Source organism: Aminobacter sp. UC22_36, from assembly GCF_044056035.1.
GTDB lineage: Bacteria > Pseudomonadota > Alphaproteobacteria > Rhizobiales > Rhizobiaceae > Aminobacter.
Genome location: NZ_CP171996.1, coordinates 1,796,738 through 1,810,233 on the forward strand (window position 1 = coordinate 1,796,738; position 13,496 = coordinate 1,810,233).

11 protein-coding genes, 1 pseudogene and 2 riboswitches are annotated in these 13,496 nt (G+C 65.5%); of the genes and pseudogenes, 4 read left to right on the top strand and 8 right to left on the bottom strand.

All coding sequences use genetic code 11. The annotated features are described in order from the left end of the window. Window positions 1-152: 152 nt before the first annotated feature. The 5 genes from ACHMW7_RS11950 to ACHMW7_RS11970 form a co-directional block, all read right to left on the bottom strand. A complete protein-coding gene (locus ACHMW7_RS11950) occupies window positions 153-1,160 on the bottom strand; it encodes a FecCD family ABC transporter permease (RefSeq protein ID WP_395451313.1) in 1,008 nt (335 codons plus the stop codon). A 53-nt stretch (window positions 1,161-1,213) separates the two neighbouring features. Continuing rightward, window positions 1,214-2,032, bottom strand: coding sequence for an ABC transporter substrate-binding protein (locus tag ACHMW7_RS11955; RefSeq protein WP_395450445.1), 819 nt, complete (start codon window positions 2,030-2,032; stop codon window positions 1,214-1,216). Further along, a complete protein-coding gene (locus ACHMW7_RS11960) occupies window positions 1,980-2,993 on the bottom strand; it encodes an ABC transporter ATP-binding protein (RefSeq protein WP_395450446.1) in 1,014 nt (337 codons plus the stop codon). The genes ACHMW7_RS11955 and ACHMW7_RS11960 overlap by 53 nt, the downstream gene beginning before the upstream one ends. A gap of 107 nt (window positions 2,994-3,100) precedes the next feature. Further along, window positions 3,101-3,311: riboswitch (cobalamin riboswitch) on the bottom strand. Window positions 3,312-3,343: 32 nt separating this feature from the next. Then, complete coding sequence (locus ACHMW7_RS11965) at window positions 3,344-4,510, bottom strand: MFS transporter (RefSeq protein WP_395450447.1); 1,167 nt, start codon at window positions 4,508-4,510, stop codon at window positions 3,344-3,346. A 134-nt stretch (window positions 4,511-4,644) separates the two neighbouring features. Continuing rightward, complete coding sequence (locus tag ACHMW7_RS11970) at window positions 4,645-5,502, bottom strand: LysR substrate-binding domain-containing protein (protein ID WP_395450448.1); 858 nt, start codon at window positions 5,500-5,502, stop codon at window positions 4,645-4,647. Window positions 5,503-5,598: 96 nt separating this feature from the next. Here ACHMW7_RS11970 and ACHMW7_RS11975 point away from each other — a divergent pair, with 96 nt between their 5' ends. Beyond that, complete coding sequence (locus ACHMW7_RS11975; protein ID WP_395450449.1) at window positions 5,599-6,504, top strand: DMT family transporter; 906 nt, start codon at window positions 5,599-5,601, stop codon at window positions 6,502-6,504. Window positions 6,505-6,552: 48 nt separating this feature from the next. Here the strand turns inward: ACHMW7_RS11975 and ACHMW7_RS11980 are convergent, their stop codons facing one another. After that, a complete protein-coding gene (locus ACHMW7_RS11980; protein ID WP_395450450.1) occupies window positions 6,553-8,985 on the bottom strand; it encodes a membrane-bound PQQ-dependent dehydrogenase, glucose/quinate/shikimate family in 2,433 nt (810 codons plus the stop codon). A 230-nt stretch (window positions 8,986-9,215) separates the two neighbouring features. Here ACHMW7_RS11980 and ACHMW7_RS11985 point away from each other — a divergent pair, with 230 nt between their 5' ends. Further along, window positions 9,216-9,620: a MarR family winged helix-turn-helix transcriptional regulator gene (locus ACHMW7_RS11985; RefSeq protein WP_395450451.1), complete on the top strand. Its 405-nt coding sequence runs from the start codon at window positions 9,216-9,218 to the stop codon at window positions 9,618-9,620. Window positions 9,621-9,874: 254 nt separating this feature from the next. After that, window positions 9,875-10,642, top strand: coding sequence for an isocitrate lyase/phosphoenolpyruvate mutase family protein (locus ACHMW7_RS11990; protein ID WP_395450452.1), 768 nt, complete (start codon window positions 9,875-9,877; stop codon window positions 10,640-10,642). A gap of 39 nt (window positions 10,643-10,681) precedes the next feature. Here ACHMW7_RS11990 and ACHMW7_RS11995 read toward each other — a convergent pair. Next, window positions 10,682-12,065: pseudogene (locus ACHMW7_RS11995) on the bottom strand (FAD-containing oxidoreductase). Further along, entirely contained in the window at window positions 12,062-12,523 is a 462-nt protein-coding gene (locus ACHMW7_RS12000) for a DUF4126 domain-containing protein (protein WP_395450453.1), read from the bottom strand. The pseudogene ACHMW7_RS11995 and the gene ACHMW7_RS12000 overlap by 4 nt, the downstream one beginning before the upstream one ends. Before the next feature lie 150 nt (window positions 12,524-12,673). On the opposite strand from ACHMW7_RS12000, the gene ACHMW7_RS12005 reads away from it, so the two are divergent. Next, complete coding sequence (locus ACHMW7_RS12005) at window positions 12,674-13,228, top strand: sugar O-acetyltransferase (RefSeq protein WP_395450454.1); 555 nt, start codon at window positions 12,674-12,676, stop codon at window positions 13,226-13,228. Window positions 13,229-13,285: 57 nt separating this feature from the next. Continuing rightward, window positions 13,286-13,432: riboswitch (FMN riboswitch) on the top strand. Window positions 13,433-13,496 lie beyond the last annotated feature (64 nt).

A 13,496-nucleotide genomic window follows, 5' to 3' on the forward strand; every position in this document is an offset into this window, starting at 1 on the left:
TTTTCACGCGCACGCGCTTCAAGAGGCCGCTGTCAGCTGGCCCGCCACCAAATATTCTGGAGCGAAGTCGTGTTCATGGCAAATCCATAGCTAGGAAAAACTGGGGGTGCAACTGGATTTGCGTCGTCTTGCATTGCATTACCAACTGACCGTCAATTTGTTGCGCGGCGGCGCATCAGCACCACGAAGGCCACGCCGCCGATCAGTCCGGTGACGATGCCGAGCGGCATGTCCTGCGGCGGCATTACCGTGCGGGCGACCATGTCGGCGGCAATCAGGAAAATCGCTCCGACCAGCGCCGACAGTGGCAGCACGCGGCGATAGTCGCCACCGACAAAGAAGCGCACGATGTGCGGGATCATCAGACCGACAAAGGCGATGACGCCGGAATAGGCAACGGCGCAGCCGGTCAGCAGCGCGCAGACAACGAAGACCTTGATCCGGAAGCGTCGCGCCGGGATTCCGAGTGCGGTGGCGCTTTCGTCGCCGAGCGTCATGGCATTGAGGTTGCGGGTCTGGGTCATCAGCCACATGCCGCCGACAACAAGTGCTACCAGCGGGTAGGGCAGGTGGCTCCACTGCGCCAATCCCAGCCCGCCGAGCATCCAGAAGATCGCGACATGGGCTGCCTTCGGGTCGCCGATGAAGATCAGGAGATTGCCGGCGGCGGAGATGATGAAGCTCACCGCGACGCCGGCGAGGATCAGCTGGCCGGCCGACTGGGCTCGTGTCAGGTTCGAGATCGCCAGCACCATCGCCGTCGCCGCCAGCGCGCCGGCAAAGGCGAAGGCCGGCACGGTGATGGCGCCGAACACCATGCCGGCGTGGATCAGCGCCATGATGGCGCCGAAGGCGGCACCGGATGAGACGCCGAGCAGGTGCGGATCGGCGAGCGGATTGCGTGTCACCGATTGCAGCCCCGCCCCCACCAGCGCCAGCGAAGCGCCGACAGCGGCCCCCAGGATGACGCGCGGCGCGCGCACATCCCAGACGATGTTCTCGCGGCCGCTCGACCAGGCCACCTCGACGCTTCCCGGCATCAGCTTGTTGGCAATCACACCCCACACGGTCTCGAGCGGGATCGCCACCGGGCCGACGCCAACGGCGATGACCATGCTGATGACGAGCACCAAGGCCAGCCCCGGGATCAGGGCCGGCATGGCGTGGATCAGGACGTGCCGTGGCCCGGCGACGAGGTGTCGGTGCGACACGGTCAGTCAGCCCGCATTGCGGCGGCCAGCCGCTTGATCGCGGCAATGTTGCGCGGTCCCGGCGTCGCCTCGTTGTATTCGAGCACGAAGAAGCGATTGTTCTTCACGGCGGCGATGTCCTTGAAGGCCGGGTTGCTGCGCATGAACTCGATCTTCTGCTCGGCTGTCACCTCGCCGTAATTGACGATCACCACCATGTCCGGGTTGCGCTCGATGACCGGCTCCCAGCCGATCTCGACCCAGCTCGACTCGACGTCGTCGGAGATGTTCCGGCCGCCGGCTGCCTCGATGATCGCCGTCGGCATAGCGTAGCGGCCGGCGGTGAACGGCTTCTGCTCGCCGGAATCGTAGAGGAACACGTTGATTGGCTTGTCGAGCTTGGGCAGCGACGCCTGGAAGTCGGCAAGCTCCTTCTCGTAACCTGCCACCAGCGCTTCCGCCTTCTCGCGCACGCCGAAGATCGCGCCGAGATTGGTGAGGTCGGCATACATGTCCTGAAGCGAGGACTTGTCCTTCTTCATGATGTGGATGCAGCTCTCGGTCAGCTCATAGACCGCGATGTTGAACGGGGCGAGCGTGTCGGGGGTGACGTCGCCGCCGACCTTCATGCCGTAGTTCCAGCCGGCGAAGAACAGGTCGGTGTCGACGCCGAGCAGCACTTCCTTGGTGACATATTTCGGCGCGAGCTCGGGCAATTCGCCGACGCCCTTGCGCAGGTTTTCGTCCAGCGTCTTCCAGCCGGAGATGCCGGAATAGCCGACCATATGGTCAGCGAGGCCGAGCACCAGCATCATCTCGGTCAGGTTGACGTCGTGGGACACCGCCCGCTTGGGCGCGGCCTCGAAGGTGACGTCGCGGTTGCAGCTCTTGACGGTGACGGGGAAGCCGCTGGCCGCCGCTGAGGCGCAAGTGGCAAGCAGGGCGGCGGCAATGATCGGCAGGCGCATGGAGGCTCCTTGGGTTGTTGTCAGCGTTCGAGGTGGAAGGAAAACGCGGGCGGCCGGTGACCGGATGGTCGTCGAGGATGGCGCCCACGGAAAAGCTCTGGCGGATGCGCTCGGGCGTCAGGATGTCGGCCGGCTTGCCGCAGGCGATCGCGCGGCCGGCGTCCATCACCAGCACGCGATGGGCGTGCGCCGAGGCCAGCGCCAGGTCGTGTAGGGAAACGATGACGGTGCAGCCGAGATTGCCGAGCAGTTCCAGCACTTCGAGCTGGTGGCGGATGTCGAGATGATTGGTCGGCTCGTCGAGGATCAGAAGATCCGGCCGCTGCACCAGCGCACGGGCGATCATCACGCGCTGCTTTTCGCCGCCCGAAAGCGAGCCGAAGTCGCGCGCGGCAAAAGCGGTCAAGCCGAGCAGGCCGAGTGCGGACTCGACCTTGATGTAGTCGTCGTCGCTGGTGCCGAAGCTCGTGACATGCGGGGTCAGGCCAAGCTCGACGATCTCGGCAACCGTCAGGCCGAAGTCGGAGGCGCTTTCCTGCAGTACCGTGGCGATGCGGCGGGCGCAGTCGCGCGGCTTCATCTTCCAGATGTCGGTGCCGTCGAGGCGAACCGTGCCTGCGGTGGGCCGGTGATAGCGGTAGAGGCAGCGCAGCAGGCTCGACTTGCCGGCGCCGTTGGGGCCGACGATGGCGAGCATCTCGCCAGGTGCAACCGCAAGGCTTACCGGCTCGAGGATCGGCCGGGAGGCGCGCGGCCCCCAGCTGACGCCGTCGAGTTCGAGCAGTGCCGGAGTCGTGCCTACGAGGCGACTAGCGGCGTGGACGCGATCGAGCATGCCATGTCTCCGCGATTGGGCGGAGCAGGCGAAACGATCCGGTGAGCGCGCCGGTACCAAATAGGGCAGTCGCAACCATCATCATCTCCACGGCACACCCCGGCCGGTTGAGTTAATCGGATGATGGCAGGTCTCCTGGCTTGCGGGTGATCGCGTCTCGGAGCCTTCCCAGCCGAACGGCCAGTGGCATGTTTCCGATTTGCTATCCGCTCACAGTTGCGGGGGCAGCCACGGTTTCGCGTCGAGGACGTCTCACCGTGTTCCCATTTAACCTGCTGCCCGAACCGGATAGCAGGAACCATCGCTGTCGTGGCTACAACAGCGACGGGTTGCTGACAATCGCTAAAGCGTCATGCCGCCTGCTGAATTGCATCACGCCGGTCGAGTGTGAAGGAAATGAGCGCGACGACGAAGGCGGAGAGCGCGATGGCCGCGCCGACAAGCGGCAAGTCGGCATAGCTGACGCCCATCGAGATAGCGGCGCCACCAGCCCAGGCGCCGGCGGCGTTGCCGGCGTTGAAGGCGCCCTGGTTCAAGGTTGCGGCGAGGTTCGGCGCTTCCGAGGCGGTCTCGACGACGCGCATCTGCATCGGCGGCACGATGACGAAGGTGATGACGCCCCACAGGAAGACGAGCAGGATCGCCGCCGGCGCCGAATAGCTGAGCTGGGCGAAGGCGACATGGATCGCTGCCATCACCATCAGCGCGCCGATGGCCGTCGGCATCAGTTTCCAGTCGGCCAGCTTGCCGCCGATGATGTTGCCGATGGTCATGCCGCCGCCGAAGAGCAGCAGGATCCAGGTGACCGAATCGACCGACACGCCGGTGACGTCGGTCAGGATCGGCTTGATGTAGGTGAAGACGGCAAACAGGCTGCCCGAGGCGAGTGCCGAGATGATCATGGCGAGCCATACTTGCAGCTTGCCGAGCACCTTGACCTCGCCAGCCACGCCGCCCTTGCCGGGAGGGGCGACGCCGGCCGGCACCAAAAAGGCAATGGCTGCGACCGAGAGCAGGCCGATGACGACGACGGCGAAGAAGGTGGCGCGCCAGCCATAGGCTTCGCCAAGGGCGGTGCCGCCCGGCACGCCCAAGATGTTGGCGAGCGTCAGGCCGGCGAACATCAGGGCAATCGCGCTGGCCCGCTTGTTGGCCGGCACCAGGCTTGCCGCCACCACCGAGCCGATGCCGAAAAAGGCACCGTGGCCGAAGGCGGTGATGACGCGTGCGATCATCAGCGTCCAGTAGGTCGGCGCGACGGCGCAGAGCAGGTTGCCGAGCACGAACATCATGGCGAGGCCGATCAGCACCGGCTTGCGCGGCAGCCTGGCCGTGCCGACGGCGATGATCGGGGCGCCGATGACCACGCCGAGCGCGTAGCCGGTGACAAGCAGGCCGGCGGCGGGGATCGAGACGCCGAGGTCGGCTGCGACCTCAGGCAGCAGGCCCATGATCACAAATTCGGTGGTGCCGATGCAAAAGGATGCGACGGCCAGAGCGAGGATCGGCAAGGGCATGAGCGGACTCGGGGGGAGCTGAAACGATTTAGATCTACATTTTCCTCATGTCGGGCGCGGGACAAGGCATGTTGGTGCATTGCAGCAATGCATTGGATGCATGGCAGGCATACGGCAGGCGCAGCCTCGAGGTGTTACGCCTGTTGCGCCAGGTCGCGGCGCAGGAAGTCGTAGAGCCGCTCGACCGCCGAGTTGCCGGTCTGCGGATTACGCAGGATGCCGATTTCCATGTCGGGCAGGGGCGGCAGGCCCTCGTTTTCGCCGATGATGCGCAGGCCCGGCGGCACGCTGCGCTGGGCGAGGCCGGCGACTGCGAGGCCCGCCTGGACCACGGCGATCAGGCCGAGCAGGCTGGCGCTGGAATAGGTGCAGCGAAACGACCGGTCGGCAGCGCCCAGCACCTCAAGTACGCTTTTGCGCGCAACACAGCCGGGTTCGAACAGCGCGACCGGCAATGGATCGATCTCCCAGGCGACATGGTTGGGCGAGGCGACCCAGACCAGGCGCTCGCGCTGCAGCACTTCGATCGATTGCTCGGGTCCACGCGTGACGATGGCGAGATCGAGCCGGCCGTCGGCGAAGGTCTTCACCAGCGACGTCGACTGCTCGCAGATCAATTCGACCGTCACCAGCGGATGCGCGGCGGCAAAACGCGACAGCACCGACGGCAACAGGAACGCCGCGTAATCGTCCGGCACGCCGAGGCGCACGCTGCCGGCTTCCTCGGGTCGGGTGACCGACGCCCAGGCCTCGTCGGACAGCTTCAGCAGCCGCCTGGCATAGACCAGCAGCTCCTCGCCGATGGCGTTGGGCGTCACCGCGCGCGGACTGCGGACCAAAAGCTTCCTGCCGATGGTCTGTTCCAGCCGCTGCATCTGCATGCTCACCGCCGACTGGCTGCGGCCGACCCGCGAGGCGGCATAAGAAAAGCTGCCGCTGTCGGCAACGGCGACGAAAGTCCTGAGCAGGTCGAGGTCGAGCGGCATCGCCATGGCGGTATCAGCTTTTCGAATAGAGTTTGCCAAATCTATTCGTTTGAATGAAATCGTCAATCAGGGCTTGCTTGGCCGTCGCCAAGGAAGACCAGCATGACCAACGCTTCCCGCTTTCCCGCCCTCAACCTGGCGGTCGCCATGGCGATTGCCGGCACCGTCGGCGCTTTCGTCACCGAGGCCGGCGTCGATCCTGTCACGACGGTGTTCTGGCGCTGCCTGTTCGGCGCGTTGTTTCTCGGCATCTGGTGCCTGCTGCGCGGCTATCTGCCCGACCGCTCGTTGTCGTGGGAGCGCCTCGCCCGCGCGGGTCTCTGCGGCTTCTGCATGGTGCTGAGCTGGACGGCGTTCTTCGCCGGATTCGCCAAGACCTCGATCGCGGTGATGACGATCCTCTATCACATCCAGCCGTTTTTCGTCGTGCTGATCGGCGTTCTGTTCCTCAAAGAGCGCATCACCGCCGACCAGATCGCCTGGATGGCCGCGGCCTTCCTGGGCGTCGTGCTGGCCAGCGGCCTCGTGGTGTCAGGCAATCCGGTCACGACGTCCTGGATGGTGGGCGTTGCCATGGCGCTCGGCGGCGCGTTGCTCTACGCGGTGGTGACGATCCTCGCCAAGGGGCTCGGCGAGCAGCGGCCGGAGATCACGGTGCTGTGCCAGACGGTCGTTGGCGTGGTGATGCTGGCGCCCTTCGCCAATTTTTCCGGCGATATCGCACTCGCATCCTGGGGTTGGCTGGTCGGCATCGGCGTGCTGCATACGGGCATCGCCTATGTTATGATGTTCTCCGCCTATCCCTGGCTGACGACGCCTGTCATCGGCGTGCTCACTTTCATCTATCCCGTCGTCGCGATCATCATCGACTGGGCGATCTACGGCCATCCGATCGGCATCGCGCAAGGCGTGGGCATGGCGCTGATCGCCGTCGCAACGCTCGGTGTCCGGCTTGGCTGGCGCCTGCCGATGCGCCGCGCCGCATCAGGCTTCGCCAGCCAGAAATAAGAAGGGGCGACGTTGGGGCACCCCTTTCCGAGTTCGAAACGGCCAAACTCAGTTCTGCTTCGACAGCCTGTAGGCGACGATGTAGTCGCCGCGGTCGGGCGACTGGCGCGCGCCGCCGGCGGAAATCACCACATACTGGGCTCCGCTTTCCGGCGACACGAATGTCATCGGGGTGGCTTGGGCGCCGACGGGCAGGCGCCCCTTCCACAGCTCCGCGCCGGTCTCCACGTCAAGTGCGCGCAGATAGTAATCCTGCGTGCCGGCGTAGAAGACGACGCCGCCGGAGGTCGCGATCGGGCCGCCCAGCGTCGGCATGCCGATCGGGATCTCAAGGCCGGTCTTCATGCCGAGCGGGCCGGTATCCTCGAGCGTGCCGGCCGGAACCTGCCAGACGATCTGGCGGGTCTTCAGGTCGATGCCGGTGAAAGTGCCGTAGGGCGGCTGGTGGCAGGGAACGCCGAGCGGCGACATGAAGCCGTTCTTCATGGCGCCATAAGGCGTGCCCTTCTGCTGCGACAGGCCGTCATGGGCTGCCGAGCCGCCATAGTTGTCGGTCAGCTCGCGCGGCATCAACTGCGCGAACTGCGGCATGCGGATATCGTTGACGATCAGAAGGCCACGAGCCTCGTCGATCGCCGCACTGCCCCAGTTCATGCCGCCGTAATAACCGGGATAGATGATCGAGCGGGTCAGGCCGGGAGGCGTGAATTCGCCCTCGTAGCGCATCTTCTTGAACTCGATGCGGCAGTAGAGCTGGTCGTAGGGCGTCGCACCCCACATTTTGGCCTCGGTGAAGGGCTCTGCACCGATCGCCGGCATGCCGACCGTATAGGGCTGCGTCGGCGACAGGAAGTCCTCCGGCACGCCGCCGGTCTGCGGCACCGGACGCTCCTCGACCTCGGCGATCGGCTTGCCGTCGCGGCGGTCGAGCATGAAAACCTGCCCGCGCTTGGTGATCTGGATCAGCGCCGGAACGGTGCCGCCCTTGCCATCAGGCACGTCGTAGAGTGCTGGCTGGGCGGGAACGTCGTAGTCCCAGATGTCGTGATGCACGGTCTGGAACTTCCAGCGCTCGCGCCCGGTTGATATGTCGAGGGCAACGACTGATGCCGTGTAGTCCTCGGCCGCCTTGGAGCGATGCGCGCCGAAGAAATCCGGCGTGGCGTTGCCGGTTGGCAGGTAGACCAGGCCAAGTGCCTCGTCATAGGCCGGCGTCGACCAGACGTTGGGCGTGCCGCGCGTGTAGCTTTCGCCTTCCGGCGGCAGCTTGGTGATCGCCGGATTGCCGAGATCCCAGGCCCAGACCAGTTCGCCCGTGCGCGCCGAAAACGCGCGCACGGCGCCCGAAGGCTCGCCTGTCTCGACATTGTCCCACACCCAGCCGCCGACCATGATCAGGTCGCGCATGACGGTGGGCGCCGAGGTCTGGAAGTAGAAGCCGTCCTTGATCTCGCCCATGCCGGCCTTGAGATCGACGATGCCGCCATTGCCAAAATCCTGACACAGCTCGCCGGTCTTGGCGTCGAGCTGGATCAGGCGCGCGTCGATGGTGGTCATGACGATGCGCGCGGCGCAGGCGTTGGGGGCGGCGGCTGGCATGTCGGGCGTCGCGGCAATGACGCTCGCCGGCGCCAGCGGGTCGGCGGGGGCTGCACTGGCCTCGGCCGGCGCCGCAGCCGGCTCGTAGTAGCTGACGCCGCGGCAGCGCTGCCACAGCGGCGACTTGGCCTTGGGGTCGAACTTCCACTTCACTTCGCCCGTGTCCGGGTTAAGCGCATGGACGATGTTGTTGGGCGAGCAGGTGTAGAGCGTGTCGTTGACGAAAAGCGGCGTGCTCTGGTCCTGTGCGGTCCCTGCGGGGACATCGCCCGATTGGAAGGTCCAGGCGACCTCGAGCTTGTCGACGTTGTCGCGGTTGATCTGGTCGATCGGCGCGTAGCGCGTGCCTGCCGGCGTGCGGCCATAGTGGCGCCAGTCGGTGGCGCTTGCGGCAGCCGGAGGTACAGTTGGCGCGGGCTCGGCCGAAGCCAGCGCGTTGCGGGTCACGCCATGCGGGGTGAAGCCATAAAAGGCGGTGGCGGCAAGTGCCGCGACCAGCAGGCCGGCAAGCGCGAAGGGGCCCCGTTTGCCGGAGCTTGTCGGGAAGAGGGGGGCGAGCAACAGCGCCGGGATGGCGATCACGGCAGGTGCTACGAGGCGTGGCACCAGCGGCCAGAATTCGAGGCCGGATTCCCACAGCGCCCAGGCGACGGTCGCCAGGAACACGAAGCCGTAGAGCCACAGCCCGGCCTTGCGGCGCATGATGTAGAGGATGCCGGAGGCGATGACGCCGAGACCGGCGAGCGTGTAGTACCAGGATCCGCCCAGGCCGATCAACTGGACGCCGCCATAGACGAGCGGTGCCCCGATGATGACCATGAGCAGGCCGAAAAGAACCAGAAGCCAACCGCCGCTGCCCCTGGATGTCTGTTGTTCTGCCATGTCGATGTCTCGCGAAGATTGAATCGAAAACCAGCCGCCCGGGCGGGCGGCGTCGGACGCAATCGTCATGCCGGCGCTCTGCGGAGATCTCCTCGCCTCTACCTCCGCACAGACGTCGCGGCCGTGCTCCGGCCGAGAATCTGATCGCATCCTAATAGATAATATGTTATCTTTCTCGAATGTCCAATGACGCTTCCGACCGTGCCGGTTTCGGCAGGAGCCTGCTCTCAGTGGCCCGGCTCTGGCGCCATGCCGCGGACCGCGCGCTCGACGATTGTGGGCTGTCGCACGCCACCGCCATGCCGCTGGTGACGCTGTCGCGGCTGGGCGACAACATCCGCCAGGGGGTTATCGCCGATCATCTCGGCTTCGAAGGCCCATCGCTGGTGCGCATTGTCGATCTTCTGGCCGCCGATGGCCTGATCATCCGAAGCGGCGATCCGGGCGACCGCCGCGCTAAGATCCTGTCGCTGACGGATGCCGGCCGTAGCAGGGTCGAGGAGATCGAGCGTATCCTCGAAGCCCTGCGCACTGGGCTCCTGGCCGACGAGGACGCCGCCGAACTGAAGACCGCGCTTGGCCTGCTCACACGTCTCGAACAGCGCCTGCTCGCCGCTGGTCCCGAGGCTGGCTGAGGGGGCTGTGATCTATCGATCTGGATCGCAACGGCAGTTTCAACATCACGGCATGGAGCCCTGGGGATCCACGCCGTGACCTAACAGTTGCTGCAATGGTCTGGACCAGAGCCGCGGTTCGCGCTCACCGCTGAGCCGGATGCTGGCTGAAGGTGTCCCTGGCCTGCGTGAAGTCATCCTCTGCGCCATGGTGCTGTCGCGCGGCGCTGCTAGGTTCGTCTCCTCCAGAATCAGCCACTTCGAGGACAGCGCTCATGACCAGTCAGATCGACAAGGCAAAGGCCTTCCATGCCTTGCATGTGAAGGGCAATCCGGTGGTGCTCTACAATGCCTGGGATCCCGGCAGCGCCGCGATCATCGCCAAGGCCGGCGCCAAGGCCATCGCCACCGGAAGCTGGCCGGTGGCTGCGGCCTTCGGCTTCGCGGATGGCGAAAAGATCCCGCTCGACCTCGCCCTCGACAACATCCGCCGCATCGTTGCCGCCGTCGAGCTTCCGGTGACAATGGACCTTGAAAGCGGCTATGGCGTCGAACCGGCAAAGGTGGCGATGACCGTCAGCCGCGCCCTGGAAGCAGGCGCCATTGGCTTCAATTTCGAGGATCAAGTCGTTGGCGGAACCGGACTGCACGAACTGGCCTTCCAGGCGGAGCGCATTGCCGCTGCGGCGGAAGCGGTCAAAACTTCGGGCATTCCTGCCTTCATCAACACGCGCACCGACATTTTCCTCAAGGCCAAGCCGGATGAACACAATGACGGGCATCTCGATGATGCCGTCGAGCGCGCTCGGGCCTACGCCAAGGCTGGCGCGCATGGCTTCTTCGCGCCGGGTGTCGGCGACGAAAAGCTGATCGGCCGGCTCTGCCGCGAGGTCGAACTGCCGGTCAACATCATGGCGTTCGCCTATGTGCCACCAAAGGCGAAGCTCGCCGAACTCGGCGTTGGCCGCGTCAGCTACGGTCCCGTGCCGTACCGTCAGATGGCCGAATGGCTGGAGGCCAAGGCAAGGGCGGCTTTCGCGTAAGGCGAACAACCAGGGCCCATCCGGCTACCAGGATGGGCTCTAGTCCAGCGGTTTCAGCTCGATGGCGATGGTCGGCAGAAGCTCCGACACCGTCGGATGGATGTGCACCGCGCGCTGCAGCGTCTCGATCGGCGCCTTGGCGTACATCAGGTCGAGCACGGCGTGGATCGCCTCGTCGCCGCCGGTGCCGAGCACTGCAGCACCGAGGATCTCCCTGGTATCGGCGTCGACAAGGATCTTCATGAAGCCCTGCGTCTCGCCCTTTTCGACGGCGCGGCCGACGCGCGTCATCGGCCGTTGCCCGGCTAGCACCTTGCGGCCGGACTTGCGCGCCACCGTCTCGGTCATGCCGGCGCGGCCGAGCGGCGGGTCGATGTAGAGTGCATAGGCCTCGATGCGGTCGGAAACGTTGCGCGCGTCATTGTCGAGCAGGTTCGCCGCGACGATTTCGAAGTCGTTGTAGGCTGTGTGGGTGAAGGCGCCCTTGCCGTTGCAGTCGCCCATCGCCCAGATGTGCGGCACGTTGGTCCTGAGCTGGTCGTCGACCTCGATGTTGCCGCGCTTGTCGGTCGCGACGCCCGCCTTGTCGAGGCCGAGATCGTCGGTGTTGGGCTTGCGGCCGATGGCCAGTAGCACATGCGAAACCAATCACGGCGCGGTCGCCGCTGGTGCAGTCGACACCGACCTGCACGCCGTCGGCGTGGCGCGCGAAGCTGATGCATTCGGCGTTGAGCCGAAGCGCGATGCCCTCGCGTTCGAGAATGCCCTTCACCGCCTCGGACACGTCCTCGTCCTCGCGCGACACCAGCCTCGGGCCTTTTTCGACCACGGTCACTTGTGCGCCGAAGCGGCGGAACATCTGGGCGAACTCCAGCCCGATATAGCTGCCGCCGACGACGACAAGGTGTTTCGGCAGGAAGTCCACCTCCATCATCGAGGTGTTGGTCAGATACTCGATGTCGTTGACGCCGGGCATGTCGGGGATGTTGGCGCGGCCGCCGACATTGATGAAGATACGTTCGCCGTAGAGCAGGTCGTTGCCGACGCGCACCTCGTGGGGCCCTTCGAAATGGGCATGGCCGCGGAACAGCGTGCAGCCCTTCATACCGGCGATCCAGTCTTCCAGACCGGTGCGGGAATCGACGGTCACCTTGTCCTTGCGCGCCTTCACGACCTTCATGTCGACCAAGACTTCGCCGGTCGAAACGCCATAGTCGGCGCCGGTGCGCGCCAGATGGGCGGCATAGGCGCTCGCCACCATCGTCTTGGTCGGCTTGCAGCCGGTGTTGACGCAGGTGCCGCCGACAAGCTTGCGCTCGATCAACGCCACCGTTTGGCCCGCCGCCGTCAGCCGCCCGGCCAGCGGTGGCCCGGCCTGGCCGCAGCCGATGATGATGGCATCGAATTTTTGTGCCGCGCTCATGCGACCATGCTCACGATCCAGAGCGCTGCGATGATCGCCACCGCATCCTCGATCAACCCCGCCGGCAGGTCCTTGCCGAAAGCGGCTGCCAGCCGGCCCCGCACTTCGGCGCCGCCGAGCGTGCCGAGGATCGCGCCAATGATCCCCGCTGCCAGTCCGCCAATCACCACGCCGCCCGCGGTGCCGATGACTGCGCCCGACAGGGCACCCATGATGATGCGGGTGGCGAATTGCACCGGCACCTTGCGGCTCGGCGTCGATGGCAGCTGGTCGGAGACCAGTTCGACGACGGCCAGAACGGTGAAGATCGCAACCGCAATCCAGTGGCCCATGAAGCCGACCCAGGTGCCGGCCAGCGGCAGCCAGCCGAGCCATGCGCCCCAGGCGACCGCGGCCGGTGCGGTCATGGCTCTCAAACCAGCAACAAGTCCGATGAGAAGCGCGAGCAGGTAGATCATCCTTCTTCCCCCGTGGATGTGTCTGGTCTGGAAGTGCACTTTGTCAGGAGGCTAGCACAGCCATCCGGTTTCGCCAGAGCCGGGCGGCTTCAACCTTTGCAGCATGGCCGGTTCTGTGGTTTGGCTGGACGAGCAGGAAGGGACACTGAAATGGCTCAGAGCGAACGCGAAAAGATGGTGGCCGGCGCGTGGTACAACTGCGTCGACGCCGAGCTCGACGTACTGCGTGCGCTGGCGGCCGAGGCCGTGTTCGAGCACCGCTCGATGTCGCCGGCCGAACGCGGCGACATCGCGCCCAAACTGCGAGCGTTGCTCGGTTCGGCAGGCGAGGGCACTCGCATCGAAGCGCCGTTCCACTGCGCCTACGGTTTCAACATCCATCTCGGCGCGGGCGTGTTCCTCAATGCCGGCTGCACCATCCTCGACACCGCCCCGGTGCGCATCGGCGCAGGCACGATGTTCGGCCCCGGCGTGCAGGTCTATTGCCCCGAGCACCACAAGGATCCTGTCCTGCGCCGTGCCGGGCTGGAGATCGGCCGGCCGGTCATCATCGGCCGCAATGTCTGGATCGGCGGCAGCGCCATCCTGCTCGGCGGCATCGAGATCGGCGACGACGCCATCGTCGGCGCGGGCTCGGTTGTGACCAAAAGCGTTGCGGCCGGCGCCACCGTCGTGGGCAATCCGGCACGATCGATCGCTGGATAGAGAAACTATTATTCCTGTCATTGACAGCGCCGTTCCGCGCCGCCATATCGGAGGCGTTAATGTTCTCAGGGCGGGGTGAAAGTCCCTACCGGCGGTAAGGGTTTTCGAACCCGAGCCCGCGAGCGCTTCCCGGCAACGGGAGGGTCAGCAGATCCGGTGTGATTCCGGAGCCGACGGTCACAGTCCGGATGGAAGAGAACGAACGGGAAAGCGGTGGCGCAGGCTACCGGGATTCCGTCTCGTGCGTCCTGATTCTGGTTCGAAACGG

Coding starts and splice junctions, on each gene's coding strand:
- ACHMW7_RS11950 (WP_395451313.1), bottom strand. CDS start 1,160: ATGCCGGCCCTGATCCCGGGGCTGGCCTTGGTGCTCGTCATCAGCATG.
- ACHMW7_RS11960 (WP_395450446.1), bottom strand. CDS start 2,993: ATGCTCGATCGCGTCCACGCCGCTAGTCGCCTCGTAGGCACGACTCCG.
- ACHMW7_RS11965 (WP_395450447.1), bottom strand. CDS start 4,510: ATGCCCTTGCCGATCCTCGCTCTGGCCGTCGCATCCTTTTGCATCGGC.
- ACHMW7_RS11970 (WP_395450448.1), bottom strand. CDS start 5,502: ATGGCGATGCCGCTCGACCTCGACCTGCTCAGGACTTTCGTCGCCGTT.
- ACHMW7_RS11975 (WP_395450449.1), top strand. CDS start 5,599: ATGACCAACGCTTCCCGCTTTCCCGCCCTCAACCTGGCGGTCGCCATG.
- ACHMW7_RS11980 (WP_395450450.1), bottom strand. CDS start 8,985: ATGGCAGAACAACAGACATCCAGGGGCAGCGGCGGTTGGCTTCTGGTT.
- ACHMW7_RS11990 (WP_395450452.1), top strand. CDS start 9,875: ATGACCAGTCAGATCGACAAGGCAAAGGCCTTCCATGCCTTGCATGTG.
- ACHMW7_RS12000 (WP_395450453.1), bottom strand. CDS start 12,523: ATGATCTACCTGCTCGCGCTTCTCATCGGACTTGTTGCTGGTTTGAGA.
- ACHMW7_RS12005 (WP_395450454.1), top strand. CDS start 12,674: ATGGCTCAGAGCGAACGCGAAAAGATGGTGGCCGGCGCGTGGTACAAC.